This window comes from Arcicella rosea (assembly GCF_014204325.1).
Taxonomy (GTDB): Bacteria; Bacteroidota; Bacteroidia; order Cytophagales; family Spirosomataceae; genus Arcicella; species Arcicella rosea_A.
The window spans coordinates 1-18,740 of record NZ_JACHKT010000054.1; the positions used below are offsets into that span (position 1 = coordinate 1).

At 35.0% G+C, this 18,740-nt stretch carries 13 protein-coding genes; 11 read left to right on the forward strand and 2 right to left on the reverse strand.

Annotated elements, in window-relative coordinates; all coding sequences use genetic code 11:
• The first annotated feature begins 156 nt into the window (after positions 1-156).
• The 3 genes from HNP25_RS21060 to HNP25_RS21070 all read left to right on the forward strand — a co-directional run bounded on the left by HNP25_RS21060 (position 157) and on the right by HNP25_RS21070 (position 3,848).
• Complete coding sequence (locus HNP25_RS21060; RefSeq protein ID WP_184137657.1) at positions 157-1,269, forward strand: XdhC family protein; 1,113 nt, start codon at positions 157-159, stop codon at positions 1,267-1,269.
• An 80-nt stretch (positions 1,270-1,349) separates the two neighbouring features.
• Positions 1,350-3,059, forward strand: a complete 1,710-nt coding sequence (locus HNP25_RS21065; RefSeq protein WP_184137659.1) for an alpha/beta hydrolase-fold protein — start codon at positions 1,350-1,352, stop codon at positions 3,057-3,059.
• A 156-nt stretch (positions 3,060-3,215) separates the two neighbouring features.
• On the forward strand, positions 3,216-3,848 hold the full coding sequence (locus HNP25_RS21070; protein WP_184137661.1) for a nitroreductase family protein: 633 nt from the start codon (positions 3,216-3,218) through the stop codon (positions 3,846-3,848).
• A 133-nt stretch (positions 3,849-3,981) separates the two neighbouring features.
• On the opposite strand, the gene HNP25_RS21075 is transcribed toward HNP25_RS21070, so the two are convergent.
• The gene (locus HNP25_RS21075) at positions 3,982-5,769 is read right to left on the reverse strand and encodes a caspase family protein (protein WP_184137663.1); all 1,788 of its coding nucleotides are present in this window, start codon (positions 5,767-5,769) and stop codon (positions 3,982-3,984) included.
• Between the two features lie 510 nt (positions 5,770-6,279).
• Between HNP25_RS21075 and HNP25_RS21080 the strand changes: the two genes are divergently transcribed.
• Positions 6,280-7,014, forward strand: a complete 735-nt coding sequence (locus HNP25_RS21080; protein ID WP_184137665.1) for a hypothetical protein — start codon at positions 6,280-6,282, stop codon at positions 7,012-7,014.
• Between the two features lie 650 nt (positions 7,015-7,664).
• Here HNP25_RS21080 and HNP25_RS21085 read toward each other — a convergent pair.
• Complete coding sequence (locus HNP25_RS21085; RefSeq protein WP_184137667.1) at positions 7,665-9,890, reverse strand: sodium-translocating pyrophosphatase; 2,226 nt, start codon at positions 9,888-9,890, stop codon at positions 7,665-7,667.
• Positions 9,891-10,197: 307 nt separating this feature from the next.
• Here HNP25_RS21085 and leuC point away from each other — a divergent pair, with 307 nt between their 5' ends.
• The 7 genes from leuC (at position 10,198) to HNP25_RS21120 (ending at position 18,540) form a co-directional block, all read left to right on the forward strand.
• On the forward strand, positions 10,198-11,595 hold the full coding sequence (leuC, locus tag HNP25_RS21090; RefSeq protein WP_184137669.1) for a 3-isopropylmalate dehydratase large subunit: 1,398 nt from the start codon (positions 10,198-10,200) through the stop codon (positions 11,593-11,595).
• A gap of 84 nt (positions 11,596-11,679) precedes the next feature.
• Positions 11,680-12,051 carry a GxxExxY protein gene (locus HNP25_RS21095; protein WP_184137671.1) on the forward strand — a complete coding sequence of 124 codons (372 nt, stop codon included), beginning with the start codon at positions 11,680-11,682 and terminating at the stop codon, positions 12,049-12,051.
• A gap of 91 nt (positions 12,052-12,142) precedes the next feature.
• Entirely contained in the window at positions 12,143-12,739 is a 597-nt protein-coding gene (leuD, locus tag HNP25_RS21100; RefSeq protein ID WP_184137673.1) for a 3-isopropylmalate dehydratase small subunit, read from the forward strand.
• Positions 12,740-12,910: 171 nt separating this feature from the next.
• The gene (locus tag HNP25_RS21105) at positions 12,911-14,422 is read left to right on the forward strand and encodes an alpha-isopropylmalate synthase regulatory domain-containing protein (RefSeq protein WP_221432528.1); all 1,512 of its coding nucleotides are present in this window, start codon (positions 12,911-12,913) and stop codon (positions 14,420-14,422) included.
• Positions 14,423-14,652: 230 nt separating this feature from the next.
• The gene (gene leuB, locus HNP25_RS21110; protein WP_184137675.1) at positions 14,653-15,714 is read left to right on the forward strand and encodes a 3-isopropylmalate dehydrogenase; all 1,062 of its coding nucleotides are present in this window, start codon (positions 14,653-14,655) and stop codon (positions 15,712-15,714) included.
• Between the two features lie 174 nt (positions 15,715-15,888).
• The gene (locus HNP25_RS21115; RefSeq protein WP_184137677.1) at positions 15,889-17,310 is read left to right on the forward strand and encodes a DUF1800 domain-containing protein; all 1,422 of its coding nucleotides are present in this window, start codon (positions 15,889-15,891) and stop codon (positions 17,308-17,310) included.
• 27 nt (positions 17,311-17,337) lie between these two features.
• A complete protein-coding gene (locus HNP25_RS21120) occupies positions 17,338-18,540 on the forward strand; it encodes a DUF1501 domain-containing protein (protein WP_184137679.1) in 1,203 nt (400 codons plus the stop codon).
• Positions 18,541-18,740 lie beyond the last annotated feature (200 nt).

The window sequence follows — 18,740 nt, forward strand, 5'->3', positions numbered from 1 at the left end:
TTTACAAGAAACTTTTCAACTACTTTTAACGCCAGATTTGAGAAATTATCAACAATGTTTAATCATCAGCCCAGTTTAAGGGTTGAGCCTAAATTAGATAGAAAAATAAATCCGATAGCTGACGACTGAATGCTGATAGCTATATTTTAATCAACAATGAAAGAAATAAAAACAATTCTTGAAGCGTATCAACAAATAGATTTTAATACTCATAAAGCTGCGTTGGCGACTGTTGTAAGAGTTGAAGGTTCGTCTTACCGAAGAACAGGAGCAAGAATGTTGGTATCAGATACTGGTGAATTTGTTGGTGGAATCAGTGGAGGTTGTTTAGAGGGAGATGCCTTGAAGCGTGCAAGATTGGCAATGGCTCAAAACAAAGCAACAATTGTTACTTATGATACTTCTGATGATGACCCATATCAAATTGGTGTGGGTTTGGGTTGTAATGGGATTATTGATGTACTATTAAAACCTTTGGATAATACTAAACCTGACAATCCTGTACAAATTCTTTCAAAATGTGCTGATACACGTAAACGAAATGTTTTACTCACTTTTACCAAAGTGAAAGGAAATCAACCTTTGGTGAATTTGGGGGATACTTTTTTGTTTAATTCTCCTGAATATTTTACTGAAAATTTTCCTATTTTGGAGATTTTACCTACACTTATCGCTGATATTGAAACTTGTTTAAGTATCGGTAAATCGCAAAGTAATACTTATCAAACAGAAAATGGTGAAGTTCAGATTTTCTTGGAAGTATTATTGCCAGCGATTCATTTGGTGGTTTATGGAGGCAACTATGATATTTATCCGATGGTGAAATTGGCTAAAGAGATAGGATGGAAAGTAAGTGTAGTTTGTAATCCTTTAAAAGTACAGAAAAAGCTTTTCGATTGGGCAGATGCTGTTATTGAAAAGGAAAAAGGAACAGCAGTAAATATTGATGAATACACAGTTGCCTTATTGATGGCACATGATTATAATACCGACTTCAATAATTTACAACATTTGTTAACAACCGAAATTCCTTACATCGGTTTACTTGGGCCTAAAAAGCGAAGCGAAAAGATGTACAAGGCTTTGGCTGAAGAAGGAAAAGCCATTTCAGAACTTGATGCCGCTAGAATTGCTTCGCCAGTAGGTTTAGATATTGGGGCAAGTACTCCTGAAGAAATTGCTATTTCTATCATTGCTGAAATAAAAACTGTATTATCAAAAAGAAGTGGAGAAAGATTAAAGTTTAGAGATAAACCGATCTATGAGTAAAAAATAGAAGTATGAAATGCAGAGCTTACATTATTTTTTGATATATTGAGTGCTAATCGTTTCATCTTCAAATCTTTATCATGAAAAAAATCTTTTTACTCTTTCTATTCGTTTTTCCTTCTCTGATTCAGGCACAGCAATTTGCGGTTACTTTTGGCGAAAATCTTAGTAAAACTCCTCTTGATGGTCGCTTGATGCTTTTTATTGCCGATAACAATAAAAAAGAACCTCGCAAGCAAATCAGTGATGATGCTGATTCTCAATTAATGTTTGGGATAAATGTCGATAATTGGAAACCCAATCAAGTACAAATCATTGATAGTAAAGCCTTTGGTTATCCTATCAGAAGTGTCAAGCAAATTCCTGATGGAGTGTATTATGCTCAGGTTTTACTTCATAAGTACGAAACTTTTCATAGAGCCGATGGACATATCGTAAAGCTACCGATGGAAAGGGGAGAAGGGCAACAGTTTAATGAAGCTCCCGGTAATATTTACAGTATTCCTGTTAAAGTTACCTTGAAAAAAGCTAGTAATCAGCTTATTAAACTCAAGATTGACCAAGAAATTCCTCCCATTCCTGCTCCACAAGATACTAAGTACATCAAGCATATTAAAATGAAAAGCAAGCTGCTCAGTAAATTCTGGGGAAGAGATATTTATTTAGGGGCTAACATTTTAATTCCAGAAGGCTTTGATACCCATCCCGAAGCACATTATCCTTTAGCTATTTTTCATGGACATTTCCCTGCTGATTTTGATGGCTTTAGTGAAACGCCTCCGCCTGCTGATATGAAGACGGATGATTATTCTGCTAGATTTAACATTTATGGTTACAACAAAATTGTAAAAGAAGAAGCCTATAATTTCTACAAACAATGGACAAGTAAAGATTTTCCAAGAATGTTAATTGTTGAAATTCAGCACGCTAATCAATTTTATGATGATTCTTATGCGGTGAATTCTGCCAATATTGGCCCTTATGGTGATGCTATTACTTATGAGTTGATTCCGTATATTGAAAAGCAATTTAGAGGTATTGGGAAAGGTTGGGCAAGGTTTATGTATGGCGGTTCTACGGGTGGTTGGGAAGCTTTGGCGGCACAAATATTTTATCCTGATGAATACAATGGTTGTTTTGCAGCTTGTCCAGACCCAATTTCTTTTGAAGCTTATTCTTCGATAGATTTATATAAATATCCTAATGCTTATTATTACGAAAGTCCTTGGAAAAGAACGCCTATTCCTGGTAAAAGAGATTACTTAGGCAAAGTAAAATGCACTGTTGAAGACATGAATTATCATGAATTAGCACTCGGTGATAAAACTCGTTCAGGGGGACAGTGGGATATTTGGGAGGCTGTTTACTCGCCTGTAGGAAGTGACGGCTATCCACAAAGAATTTTTGATAAAACTACGGGTGTTATTGATAAAAAAGTAGCTGAATACTGGAAAGAACATTTTGATTTGCTACATATTTTAAAAAGAGATTGGGCTACATTGGGACCTAAATTACAAGGGAAAATCCATATTTATTGTGGTGATATGGATAATTACTATTTGAATAACGCTGTCTATTTGATGGAAGATTTTTTGAAAGGAGTGAAGAATCCAACTTATGGTGGTGAAGTAACTTATGGCGACCGTGCAGAACATTGCTGGAATGGTGATCCTAATCAGCCAAACTACATTTCAAGATTAAGATATAATACGATGTATATTCCTAAAATTTTGAAACGTATCGAAGAATCCGCCCCAAAAGGTGCTGATTTGACTAGTTGGAAGTATTGATTTAATCAATATTTAAACTTCTAAAATATTGAAAAAAATGATCTCAGGGATATATGAGGTCATTTTTTTTGCTCTTTAGTACAATTTGGTAACAAACTTTCGATTTGTTGTGTTTGTAAATTAGTGTTATTACATTTAATTTAAAATCAACTAAAAATGGAATTATTAAAATCACTTGAGTGGCGTTATGCAACAAAGAAAATGAATGGGAATATTGTCCCTCAAGAAAAAGTAGATTATATCATTGAAGCTGCACGTTTAGCACCCTCTTCCTCTGGCTTACAACCTTATCAAATCTTTGTGATTACCGACAAAGAATTATTAACAAAAATCCAAGCAATCGCTTTCAATCAAAGTCAAATTACTGAATGCTCACATTTATTAGTTTTTGCTGCTTGGGATGGATATTCATTAGAAAAAATTGAAAAAGTATTTGCTAGAACAGTCGCTGAAAGAGGCTTGCCTGCTAATACAATGGATGATTATAAGCAAAGACTTTGGGGAATGTACGAGCCACTCAGCCAAGAATGGCATGCAACTCATGCTGCCAAACAAGCCTACATTGCTTTAGGTTTAGCAATGGCTGCTGCCGCAGAGCAAAAAGTAGATGCTACACCGATGGAAGGATTTGTCGCTCCTGAGTTAGATAAAATCTTAGGTTTAGAAGCTTTAGGATTAAAAAGTGCGGTAATTCTACCTTTGGGCTATCGTGACGAAGCACATGACTGGTTAGTTAATCTTAAAAAAGTAAGAACACCGAAAGAGGTTTTTGTTACTGAGATTAAGTAAGGGATGGATTGATAATTTAGATTTAGCGTTGTCAACTTTCAAAAAGTTGACAACGCTTTTTAGTAATAAATGTTTTGTTCAGGTACATAATTGATACTAAATAAACTACACGGACAACGATACAAATTAAGAATCATTTGTGAATAAAAATAAAATCTCCGCCTTCATCTCCTGTATTCTGAATAACTCCATATTGAGGAAGTGCTGTGCTATTGTTTCCAACAGGTGTCTCTATTGATTTAAATAACTGGCTCGCTGAAATATATTTATCTTTATTTTTTTGTAAATACTCTAACATGTATTTCATGAAAACACTTATGTTAGGTACTGTTGTTAATGTTCCACTTGTCATCGCTTTTCTACTTGTTAGTTCGTATTTTTGTCTGATAACATTTGGTTCATTACTTGTAATTTTTACATCTCTATTTTTAAAAATACTTCCACTAAAACATGCGTCAGAAATAAGTAAAGTATGTTTTGATTTAATCTTTTTTATTGAAGATATTAATTGATCATTATATAACCAGTTTGAAGAATTATCAATTTCAGCATCTTTAGGAAACCAATAACCTATCTCAGTTTCCTTGTCAAAATAACCATGGCCAGCATAAAAAATCAAAATACAATCATCAGGTGTAACTCTCTTTGATAAATTATCAAGTTCAATAATTATCTCTCTTCTTGTTGGGTTTTCAAGAGTTATTATGTAATTGTTACTGAAAGTATAATCGTTTTGTAAAATATTTTTCAGATTTCTAGCATCATAAATTGGGAGGCTATCAAGTTTTGTAATATTTTTATCATCATAATCGCTTACTCCAATTATTAAAGCATAATATTTTCCAATATTGTTTAATCTTTGTGTATTATCAATATTAACTTGCCTATTGACTTTAATATTAATTTCAGATGTATTACTTCTGGTATCGGTAGCTTTTACAATAAAAGTGTTTTCTCCAACAGCTAATAGAACAGTTTTTGAAAAACTACCGTCACTTTCCAATTGTACTTCTTCATTATTAATAAGTACTTCAAAAATTCCATTTTTATCTTTTGCGATACCTTTAATTATTATTTGCTTTTTTTCTTCAATCGGGGCAAAACCACGAGATAAATTAGGTGAGGTAATTTTAATATCTGGAGGTGTATTATCAATTGATTTAGTAAAATAAAACTTTTTGGTTAAAGTAGAAATTTTTAATGGAACTTGATTCTTTACTTCATTAATGACAGTTTTTTTAACATTTTCAAATAGAAAATTAATCTCTTGATTTATGATAATTTCAGTAGTCAGTTTTTCTGTAAATAAACTTATAGCTTTTTCAGTTGCATGTGTTGCTTCACCAACCTGACAAGCATACATAAGAAATGTATTTAGAGGGGGTAGTAATTGGATTTGAGGAGACTTTTCACTACGATGAATACCTGGGTCTTGTCTTGAACCAGCATCCCATAAAATAATATTAGCTCTGTTAGGATTGTCTTCAAATAATGAAAATATATAGTTATTTGAAAAGCAGTTTGTATTAAACGATTCGGAAAAATTATTATTGTGTATTTTAAAATCTATTGGAAATAAATAATCAATACCTTCAACATTAGCTCCCATCCCTGAATAGTATAGCAATGCAACATCAGCATTTTTAATTTTTTCTTTAAAACCAGCTAAAACGCTTTTAGTTGTATTATAATCTAAATCAAGATATTGAAAAACTTCGAAATCTAAATCTGTTAGTGCTTTACTTATTAATTTTACATCATTTGTTGCAGTTATGTCTTTTTGAAAATAATTATAAGATGAATTTCCAATAACCAGAGCTATCCGTTTTGTTGTTGAAGATTTATTTAAAGAATCTATTGATAGGGCAAATACTGATTTTGAAAATAAAATTATAGTAAGAATTGTAATTATCTTCTTCATATCTTTTAGGGTAACATGTGAAAATTGACAATAAGTAAAACACACTGTAAAAATTATGATTTAAACTATTTATTAGTGGATATATTATTTTGTATCATTCTTTAGTAATCTGTTAAATTAGTAGTTTATGTTTTACTATTACAGAAAGTAATAATTTTAATAATCTCAATATCTTTAAAATAAAAGATTTACTACTACTACTATATGATATTTGGATTCCTGTTACAGTATACGTACCAAAATCACATCAATAAGAATTCAGTTTAAATGTCTTAATTCCTTTTAATTTTTCAAAATTTCTCCCCCAAATTCCTTTAAAAAAATATTATGCCAAATATTGTTTTAAAAAATTTCTTTATTAATTTTAGTTGCCTAACATTTAAAATCAACAGTCTGCTGTTCAGGCTGATACGCCACTGATATAAGTTCAACAGCTTATTAATTGCTTGTGCTAATGGGCAATTATAAGATATTTACTCAATAGTTTTTTCAAACCTAAATTATATCGTTATGTCAACACTACAAGACACAGGCAATGCTGTTAACATTGCAAATTTCCAAAACCTTATTTCTTATTGCGAAAATTTTGGTGCTGCGTATAATCCTAGCAGAGATGCTTTGAAGCTTGGTCAATTGCAGGCTTTATTGGCGGAGGCTAAAAGTATTATGCTTGTTATTCATGATTTAACTACCGAACATGATGATGCGGTAAATCAGCGAAAGAAATTGTTTGCTGATTTACGTCCTTTAAGCACTAAAGTTTGTGGGGCTTTTTCGATTTGTGGGGTGGAGGATGCCGTTTTTGAAGATGCAAAGGGAATTAATCGTAAAATTCAAGGTCAAAGAGCCTCGGCAAAGCCTGAACCTGTGATGGTAGATGGTGTATTGACTACACCAAAAACAAATTCTTCTTCGCAACAAAGTTTTAATTATATGATAGAGCATTTGAACGCATTGATTTCTTTAGTGTCTTTTCACTCAGCGTATAATCCTAACGAAACTGATTTAAAAGTGACTACTTTAAAGGCTTTGGCGACTGATTTGAACAATGCCAACAATGCAGTAATTAATAGTCATACACCTTTGGACATTGCACGTGGTAATAGAAATACTTTGCTGTATGCACCTAAGACTGGTTTAGTAGATATTGCTTTGGATGTTAAGACTTATGTTAAAGTGACTTTTGGAACAGGTAGTATGGAGTATGGGAAGGTAAAAGGGATTCTTTTTAAACGCATTGTATAACCTACTATTAGCTCTATATAAATAGCCAATGCCATGATACTTGTTACATGACATTGGCTATTTTTTTATATTCCTTTTTGCATTTATACTATTAGCTCCTGCACTGACGGGACTAGCAACTGCATTTATACTATTAGTTCCTGCACTGACGGGATAAGCAACTGCATTTATACTATTGGCTCCTGCACTGACGGGACGAGCGACTGCATTTATACTATTCGTTCCTGCACTGACGTGACGAGCGACTGCATTTATACTATTGGCTCCTGCACTGACGGGATAAGCGACTGCATTTATACTATTAGCTCCTGCACTGACGGGATAGACGACTGCATTTAAAGTATTAGCTCCTGCACTGACGGGATAGACAACTGCATTGATGTTATCAGCCGTATGACCTCATCCCCCAGCCCCTTCTCCTGTAGAGAAGGGGAGCCGTTTGTTGGGTTTAATAATTGATTATCAAATATTTAATTTATTGTTTGTGAAACTATATCTTTTTCTAAAAAGATTAGATGCTAACTGATACATATTAGACAAAAAAAGCCCCCTCTCAACAGGAGAGGGGTTGGGGGGTGAGGTTTTTAGCCTGTTTATAAGCCATTCCTCAAAACAACAATTACAGATACTTTAAAACAAACAAAAACATCCTATTCAACACGCTTCGTAACCACAGTAACCTTCGCATCAGCAGGAATATTCTTAATTGATTTTACAATTGGGATAATCTTTTTTTCAAATGTTGCCCCAACATCGGTAGTATGAACTGCAATGTATGGTGCAATGACTAATGAAACGATAGACATCAGCTTTATCAAGATATTCATTGATGGGCCAGAAGTGTCTTTGAATGGATCACCCACGGTATCACCAGTTACAGAAGCTTTATGTGGTTCTGATTTTTTGTAATACATCACTCCATCAATCAAAACACCTTTTTCAAATGACTTTTTAGCATTATCCCAAGCACCACCAGCGTTAGACTGGAAAATACCCATCAATACACCTGAAACAGTAACGCCTGCTAATAATCCACCCAATACTTCTGGTCCCATTGTGAAACCTACTAAAACAGGAGTGATTAATGCAATAGCACCCGGCAAAATCATTTGTTTGATAGAAGCCTCGGTGGAAATGGCAACGCATTTTTCATATTCTGGTTCAGCCTTATATTCCATAATACCCGGAATTTCACGGAACTGACGACGAACTTCATTCACCATTTCCATCGCTGCTTTTCCAACAGCCGAAATACACAAGGCACTAAAGATAAATGGAATCATTCCACCAACAAACAAACCTGCTAATACATCGGCTTTATAAATATCAATGGCTTTAATACCCGCAATACCCACAAATGCCGCAAACAAAGCTAATGAAGTAAGGGCAGCCGAAGCAATCGCAAAACCTTTACCTGTTGCCGCAGTGGTATTACCTACAGCATCTAAATTATCAGTACGCTCACGTACTTCTGGAGGCAATTGCGACATTTCGGCAATACCTCCCGCATTATCAGCAATAGGGCCAAAAGCATCAATAGCCAATTGCATAGCTGTAGTAGCCATCATCCCAGCGGCAGCAATGGATACTCCGTAAAGTCCAGCGGATTTATAAGAAAGAATAATCCCTGCTGCTAAGATTAAAATTGGCAATACAGTTGATTCCATCCCAACAGCTAAACCACCAATGATGTTAGTAGCGTGTCCAGTACCAGATTTTTCGATGATAGACAAAACAGGACGCTTGCCCATCGCCGTATAATATTCAGTAATCATCGACATCAACGCACCAACGACAAGTCCTACAACGATAGCCAAGAATACACCGTTGGCAGTAAACTCAAAGCCACGAAGATTAAGGGTTTCAGGTAAAATATTTTTTACTAAGAAATACGAAGTAATAAAAGTAATGATGATAGAAACCCAGTTACCCAAGTTTAAAGCATTTTGTACTGAAGAAGTTTCACTTTTAATCTTCACAAAGAAAGTTGAAACTAATGATGCCAGTAAACCAACGCCAGCAATCAACATTGGTAACAAAACAGGAGAGAAGCCACCGTAATTATCAGTTACTTCAATTTCTTGTCCGAGTACCATTGTCGCTAAAATAGTGGCTACATAAGAACCAAATAAATCTGCACCCATACCAGCCACGTCGCCCACGTTATCACCTACGTTGTCGGCGATAGTAGCAGGGTTACGCACATCATCTTCTGGAATTCCAGCTTCAACTTTCCCTACTAAATCTGCACCAACATCGGCAGCTTTGGTATAAATACCACCACCTACTCTGGCAAAAAGTGCGATAGATTCAGCACCCAAAGAGAAACCTGCAAGAACTTCGATAGCGGTTTTCATTTCATCAGAAGTAAGTGCTTGACCCTGTGCGAAGATATTATAAAAGGCAATAAATAAGCCTCCAAGCCCTAAAATAGCCAAGCCAGCCACACCCATTCCCATCACAGAACCACCAGTGAAAGAAACATCAAGGGCTTTAGAAAGCGAAGTACGAGCAGCTTCGGCAGTACGAACGTTTGCTTTGGTAGCAATTTTCATTCCGATATAACCAGCAGTTGCTGACAACAAAGCACCAATTAAAAAGGAAACAGCAATTAATGGAGAAGAGTGAATAGGATGCTCTGGAGTGCCTTCATCCGAACCTAACCAGAATAATAATAAAGCAGTAGGAATGGCAAAGTAAGCTAATACTTTCCATTCAGCTTTTAGGAATGCAATAGCACCGTCTGCTATATAACCAGATAGTTTTTGCATTTCGGCATTTCCTGCTGGTTGTTTAGAAACCCAGCTAAATCGCCATGCAGTGTAGAGTAATCCTACGATACCAAAGGTCGGTACTAAGTAAATAATGTCATTCATAATGATAATTGAAGGGTTTTAGTTTAAGATTAATGATTAAAATTCATAGCTACTGTTACAAATATACATTTTTAAGTTTCTTATTAAAAAACTATTTCAAGAAAAAATTGGACTATAAATATTAATATGACAAATAAATAATGCTTAATTCTAATTAATTTCGTTTTTTAGTATAAGAATAGATGCTTTTTTACGACCATTAATTGATTTTGAACTAAAAACGTCATTTTTTGAACTTAATTCGTTAATACTTTATCTTTAATTCTTCTCAAATTTGTAGCATCGAAATTTAATTATTAAAAACAATATGCAACCAACAACATTATTCGACAAAGTATGGGATGCCCACGTTGTTCGTAAAATCGAAGACGGCCCAGATGTATTCTTCATTGATCGTCATTTTATTCATGAAGTTACCAGTCCAGTTGCTTTCTTAGGTCTTGAAACAAGAGGTATTGGCGTTATGTATTCAAACCGTACTTTCGCTACTGCTGACCATAATACGCCAACAATTAACCAACACCTTCCAGTTGAAGATCCACTTTCAGCAAATCAGTTGAAAGCTTTGGAAACTAACTCTGCGAAATATGGTATTTCTCACTGGGGTTTGAATAATCCTAAAAACGGTATTGTACACGTAGTTGGACCAGAAAATGGTATCACGCTTCCGGGTATGACTATCGTTTGTGGTGACTCACATACTTCTACGCATGGTGCTTTTGGTGCAATTGCTTTTGGTATTGGTACTTCTGAAGTAGAAATGGTACTTTCTTCACAGTGTATTATGCAACCTAAGCCAAAGAAAATGCGTGTAAACGTAAATGGTAAATTAGGAAAGGCGGTTACTCCGAAAGACGTTACTTTATATATCATCGCTCAATTAACTACGGCTGGTGCAACTGGTTATTTTGTAGAATATGCTGGTGATGTATTTGAAAATATGTCAATGGAAGGTCGTATGACGGTTTGTAACATGAGTATCGAAATGGGTGCTCGTGGTGGTATGATTGCTCCAGACCAAACTACTTTCAATTATCTTGAAGGTCGTGAACAAACTCCAAAAGGCGAAGCTTGGGATAAAGCATTAGCGTATTGGAAAACATTGAAAACTGATGCAGATGCCGTATTCGATAAAGAATATACTTTTGATGCTGCTGATATTGAACCAATGATTACTTATGGTACAAACCCGGGTATGGGTATTGGTATCTCTAAAAATATTCCAACGGCTGAATCGGTAGAAGGTGGTAAAGCTACTTATGATAAATCATTAAACTACATGGGTTTTGGCGAGCAAGAAAGTATGCTTGGCAAGAAAGTAGATTATGTTTTCATCGGAAGTTGTACAAACGGACGTATCGAAGATTTCCGTGCTTTTGCTTCTATCGTAAAAGGGCGTAAGAAAGCTGATAATGTTACTGCTTGGATTGTTCCGGGTTCACACATTGTTGAAGCACAAATCCGTGAAGAAGGTATTTATGACATTCTTACAGAAGCAGGTTTCTTATTGCGTCAACCGGGTTGTTCAGCTTGTTTAGCAATGAATGATGATAAAATTCCAGCAGGGAAATATGCGGTAAGTACTTCAAACAGAAACTTTGAAGGTCGCCAAGGTCCGGGTTCTCGTACATTATTAGCAAGTCCATTAGTAGCGGCGGCGGCGGCGGTTACTGGGGTTGTTACGGATCCGAGAGAGTTGTTGTAGTAGAGCTGATTTAGGTGACACAGAGTTTCACAGAGTCAAACAGAGAACCACAGAGTTCATACCTTTAATAATATTTCGAAGCTTATGATGGTAAATGATATTACTGGAAAAATAATTGGATGTTGTATAGAGATTCATAAACATTTGGGACCTGGTCTATTAGAATCGGCTTATGAAGAATGTTTAGCTTATGAACTATCAAAAACAGGTTTACATTTTGAACGACAAAAAACTGTTCCAGTTAACTATAAAGAAATCATACTTGAATATGGTTATCGAATGGATTTTTTAGTTGAAAATAAAGTTGTTGTGGAGTTGAAAAGTGTTGAAGCTTTACATCCAGTTCACGAAGCTCAAGTATTGACTTATATGAAATTTGCAGAAAAGAAAGTTGGCTTATTGATTAACTTCAATGTCACAATATTAAAAGATGGCATCCGAAGATTTATTAGATGACCTTTAACTCTGTGAAACTCCTTTTAATCTCTGATAAACTCTGTGTAACAAATTGCTAAGTACAAAAAATTAAGATAATCAAAACAAAAATATGGCTTACGACAAATTTAACATACTTCGTTCTTCTGCTGTACCAATGCCAATTGAGAACGTTGATACAGACCAAATTATCCCTGCACGTTTCTTAAAAGCTACTAAACGTGAAGGCTTTGGCGATAACTTATTCCGTGACTGGCGTTATAATACTGACGGTTCACCGAAACAAGATTTCGTATTAAACAACCCAACTTACACAGGAAAAATTCTTGTAGGTGGACATAACTTCGGAAGTGGTTCAAGCCGTGAACACGCTGCTTGGGCGATTTATGACTATGGTTTCCGTTGTGTAGTATCAAGCTTCTTTGCAGATATTTTTAAAGGAAATTCTATTAATATTGGTATTTTGCCAGTACAGGTAAGTCCAGCATTTTTAGATAAAATTTTCTTGGCGATAGAAGCAAATCCTGCGGCTGAATTAGAAGTAGATTTACCTGCACAAACAATTACAATTGTTGAGACAGGTGAACAAGAAAGCTTTGCTATCAATGGCTATAAGAAAAACAACCTAATGAATGGCTTTGATGATATTGATTATCTTCAAGCGATGAAAGAAGAAATAGGTGGTTTTGCCGATAAAAGTATTTATTAAGCTATCGGCTTTCAGCTATCGGTCATCGGACTTCTGCAGTCGGATTTCGGCTTTCAGCTTTAGATTTACTAAAAAAGTAAAAACTTTTATAAATCCGATGACTGATAATCTAAAATCTGATAGCCGAAATCTGATGACCGAAAGCCGAAAGCAGTAAATAGCAAAAAAAATATGCGACACATAGAAATAATGGATACGACACTCCGTGATGGTGAACAAACCAGTGGAGTGTCTTTTTCGGCTACTGAGAAATTAGCAATCGCTCAATTATTATTAAAAGAAGTAAAAGTTGATCGTTTGGAAGTAGCTTCTGCAAGAGTATCCGACGGTGAATTTCAGGCAGTTAAAAAAATTACTGCTTGGGCAAGCGAAAACGGATTGATTGATAAAATCGAAGTATTAACCTTTGTTGATGGCGAAACTTCGGTGAATTGGATGATTGAAGCGGGTGCAAAAGTGATGAATCTCCTTACAAAAGGTTCGATGAATCATTTAACGCATCAACTCAAGAAAACTGCTGAACAACATTTTTCAGAAATTGCAGAAGTAATCGCTTTGGCTCGTTCTAAAGATATTCAATGCAATGTCTATTTAGAAGACTGGAGTAATGGTATGCGTAATTCGCCAGATTATGTATTTCAGTTTTTGGACTTCTTGAGTACGCAACCTATCAAGCGAGTATTGTTGCCTGATACTTTGGGCGTGTTAACTCCTCGTGAATGTTACGACTTTTTGTCTCAAATCGTGCAGCGTTATCCAAATCAACATTTTGATTTTCATGCGCATAACGATTATGATTTAAGTATTGCTAACGTGATGGAAGGTGTGCGTGCTGGTGTTCATGGACTTCATTTAACGGTAAATGGTATGGGCGAAAGAGCAGGAAATGCACCTTTGGCAAGTACGATTGCGGTTTTGAAGGATTTTATGCCAGAAGTTGAAACCTCTGTTGTAGAAGCTTCGCTTTACTCTGTGAGTAAATTGGTTGAAACATTTTCTGGTTTTAGAATTCCAGTGAATAAGCCTGTTGTTGGTGAAAACGTTTTTACACAAACCGCTGGAATTCATGCTGATGGAGATAATAAAAACAATTTATATTTCAACGATTTGATGCCAGAACGTTTTGGCAGAGAACGTAAATATGCTTTGGGTAAAACTTCAGGTAAAGCTAATATTGAGAAGAATCTTCAAAAATTAGGAATAAAATTATCGCAAGCAGATTTGAAGCGAGTAACGCAAAGAATTATTGAATTGGGCGACCGTAAAGAAGTAGTTACTCAGGAAGATTTGCCATACATTATTTCCGATGTTATTGATACTAATATCGTAGAAGAAAAAGTAGAAGTAATCAATTATGTGTTGACTCACTCTAAAAATCTTCGTCCATCGGCTACTTTAAGAGTGAAAGTTGATGGTCATATTTTTGAAGAGAATGCTCAGGGCGATGGTCAATACGATGCTTTTATGAATGCTTTGAAGAAAGTATATCTTAAAAAAGAGGTATTGCTTCCGATGTTGACAGATTATGCCGTAAGAATTCCACCGGGAGGAAATACGGATGCCCTTTGTGAAACCATCATTACTTGGGAACATAAAGGAAAAGAATTTAAAACCAGAGGACTAGATTCTGATCAAACAGTTTCAGCGATAAAAGCAACTCAAAAAATGCTGAATTTAATTTAGAATTAGTGAGTTAGTGATTTTTTGAAATTAGTGATTTAGTGAATTGTGATTGAGTGATTAGTTTTTTAATGCTCAATTGAAATCCTAAAGTTTTTAATCTTCAAGTCATAAAATCAAAAATTCTCAAGTCTTGATTCTTGTTTCTAGTATCTTGAATCTATCTTAAAATCTAATAACAAAAAATCCTTGAGTCCTAAAGTCCAAAGTCCTCAAGTCTAACAAAAAAATAAATGAAATTAAATATTGCAGTTTTATCTGGTGACGGAATTGGCCCAGAAGTAATTGAACAAGCATTAAAAGTTGTTAATGCAATCGGAAAAAAATATAACCACGAAATCAATCTTACACACGCTTTAACAGGTGCTGTAGCGATTGATGCTACTGGCAATCCATATCCAGACGAAACACATGAAATCTGTATGCAAGCTGATGCAGTATTGTTTGGTGCAATCGGTCATCCACGTTTTGATAATGACCCTTCTGCAAAAGTTCGTCCAGAGCAAGGTTTGTTAGCAATGCGTAAGAAATTAGGTTTATATGCCAACATTCGTCCTACTTTAGTTTTTCCTTCATTATTGCATAAATCTCCATTAAGAAGAGAATTAATTGAAAATGCAGACTTCGTTTGTATTCGTGAATTAACCGGCGGTATCTATTTCGGTGATAAAGGAAGAAACGAAACTCGTGATAAAGCTTGGGACGTATGCGAATATACGAAACCAGAAGTTGATAGAATTGTTCGTTTGGCTTATGAGTACGCAATGAAGCGTCGTAAAAAACTTTGTATCGTTGACAAAGCAAACGTATTAGAAACTTCAAGACTTTGGAGAGAAGTAGCACAAGGAATCGAAAAAGAATATCCAGAAGTAGCTACTGAATACTTATTTGTTGATGCTGCGGCTATGCGTATCATCCAATGGCCAGAAGGTTTTGATGTAATGGTGACAGAAAATATGTTTGGTGACATCTTAACAGACGAAGCTTCAGTAATTTCTGGTTCTATGGGCTTAATGCCATCAGCTTCTATTGGTTTACATACTTCTGTATTCGAACCAATCCATGGAAGTTACCCACAAGCGGCTGGTAAAAACATTGCTAACCCATTGGGAACAGTACTTTCAGCAGCAATGATGTTTGAATATGCTTTCAAATTGATGGACGAAGCAAACGAAATCAAAGACATCGTTAACAAATCTTTAGCAGAAGGCGTTGTTACAGTTGATATTGCGGATGGCGGAAAAGCATTCTCTACTTCAGAAGTAGGTGACTGGTTGGCTGCACAGATTGCATAAAATATTTTGCATAATTTATTGAAACAGAATCCGCTTCAAAAGAGCGGATTTTTGTTTTTAGAGGTTTTTTTTACAAGAATATAAATTAAATAATATTGATTATAATTTTAATGATTAAACCTTTCCACACTTTCTACACTCTAAGAGTCATTAAATTTTAAACTCGACAAAATTATGGCCAAGGAAAAACACATCCAACATCTTCTATGGCGGGCGGGCTTTAGCGAAAAGCCAGAAATCATTAATCAGTTCAGCCGACAATCAATCAAAAAAAATGTTAAACAATTATTGAAGGACTCTGAGAGTTTTGAAACGATTGATGTTGTCGATAAAATGGATATTTATTCAGAGCTACAAGCAATGAAAAAGGATACACTTATGACGACTGAACAGCGTAGAAAGCAATTGAATAAAATGGTGAAAGAGGAGGAGGGTGCACTCAATATCGCTTGGATTGATAAAATGATTGATTCTAAAGCTGTTTTGCGTGAAAAAATGGCACTTTTCTGGCATGGACATTTTGCTTGTAGAACTCGCAATCCACTTTTTGCACAACATTACTTAAACACTATTCGTCAATACTCTTTGGGGAAATTTGGGGATTTATTGATGGCAGTTTCCAAAGAACCTGCGATGTTACAATTCTTGAATAATCAGCAAAATAAAAAAAGGAGTCCAAATGAAAATTTTGCTCGTGAAGTAATGGAATTATTCACATTAGGACGAGGAAATTATTCTGAACATGATGTAAAAGAAGCGGCAAGGGCTTTTACAGGGTGGGAATTTGATAGAAGAGAAAATGGCTTCTTTTTTAATACTCGCCAACATGATTTTGATTCAAAAGAATTTCTTGGAAAAACTGGGAAATTTGACGGAGAAGATATTATAAAAATGATTTTAGCCAAAAATGAAACCGCTAATTTTATCGTCACTAAAATTTATAAAAACTTCGTCAACGAGCAAATTGATACTAAAATCATTCAGGAATTATCTGAGTATTTCTATAAAAACGATTATGATATTGCTGATTTAATGGAGACAATTTTCACGAGTTCATGGTTTTATGATGCCAAAAATATCGGCTCACATATTAAATCTCCTGTTGAATTATTAGTTAGTTTACAAAGAAGTACTGGTGCTCATTTTGTTGAAAAACAATCTTTATTATTTATTCAGAGAGTGTTAGGGCAAGTAATGCTGTATCCGCCAAATGTAGCAGGTTGGGCTGGCGGGAAAAATTGGATTGATAGTTCTAGTTTACTTTTCAGGATGCAGTTACCTTATTTGGCTTTCAATAATTCGATTGTGAAAACAGTAGCCAAATCCGATGGCGATGTCAATACGGATTTTCAAACCAAAAAAGGAAAGAAAAATACCCTTGAAACAAGCATGAATTGGGACGTATTTTCAAAACAGTTTGCACAAGAAAATCGTAAAGAATTATTGGATGAATTAGAAGAGTATTTTTTACAGGTAGCTATCAGCGAAGAACTAAAGAAAGGATTTATAGCCAAAATGGAAAAGGAAAGTCAGCCTGAAGCCATCAAAAAAATGGTTTTAGCATTAATGATGCTTCCTGAATATCAACTGTGTTAAATATTCATCTAAACAACTCAAAATAAGATGGTTAATCGTAGAGAATTTATCAAACGTTCGGCATTAGCTACCGCTGGTGGCTTAATGATTCCGAATTTCTTGAAAGCCTTTGAACAACAACATTTAGGCTTTAACGGTACTTCTGATAAAATATTAGTCATTATCCAATTGTCTGGTGGAAATGACGGACTCAATACTGTAATTCCTTTTAGAAATGATATTTACTATCGTGAACGTCCTTCAATTGCTATCAGCCGAAATAAAGTATTGAATTTGAATGATGAAATTGGCTTAAATCCAGCTTTAGAAAAGTTACGTTCTTGGTATGATAATGGTTTTATGCGTATTATCAATAACGTTGGCTATCCAAACCCAGACCGTTCACATTTTCGTTCAATGGATATTTGGCAGACGGCTTCTAATGCCGACCAGTATTTGCAAACAGGTTGGTTGGGGCGATATTTGGATGCAAATTGTTCAGGAGATTGTGCTTCTTATAAAGCTTTGGAAATTGATGATACTTTGAGTTTGGCCATGAAAGGAGAGAAGCTTAAAGCTCTTTCGGTATTAGAACCTGAAAAGTTATATCGACAAGTTCATGGTGATTTCATCTCCAAAATTGCGAAATCTCAACCAGCAGAGCATTCAGACAATGTAAGTTATCTGTATAAAACCTTGGCAGAAACAGCTTCTTCAGCAGAATATTTACACACAAAATCAAAAGTTTATCAATCGAAAGCGAATTTCCCGAATGGAGAATTAGGACAAAGGTTAAAAACTATTTCGGAATTGATACTTTCAGGAATGCCAACCAATGTGTATTATGTCAGTATTTCTGGTTTTGATACACACGTTAATCAAGTTGGTCAGCAAGAACGTTTGTTGCGTAATTATGCAGAAACGATGGATGTATTTTTGAATGAACTGAAACAGAATAACAAGCTGGATGATGTTTTGCTGATGACTTTCTCTGAATTCGGAAGAAGAGTAAAACAAAATGCCAGCGGAGGAACCGACCACGGAACTGCCAATAATGTGTTTTTGATGGGAGGAAAATTAAAATCTGATAAAGTGTTAAATGAAGCTCCTAATCTGACTGATTTAGATGAAGGAGATTTAAAGTACTCTGTAGATTTCCGTAAAATTTACGCTACACTTTTACGAAATTGGTTGGGAGTAAATGACGAACTAGTACTTGGCAAACGTTTTGATACTTTAGGTTTTGTTTAGAAAAATGGTCTATCCAGAATTTTAAATAACAATTAAGCAAACAAAAAACTAATTTTTATTGCTTAATTGTTATTGATGCAGACTGAATTCCTACTGTTTGAGCGGAGCGAGTTTAGGAATTCTTGATTTTCTTTTGTTACTTTTCTTTCATCAAGGTGCTGTGTTAAAAACCTATGATTTAAGATTAAATATTTTTTATA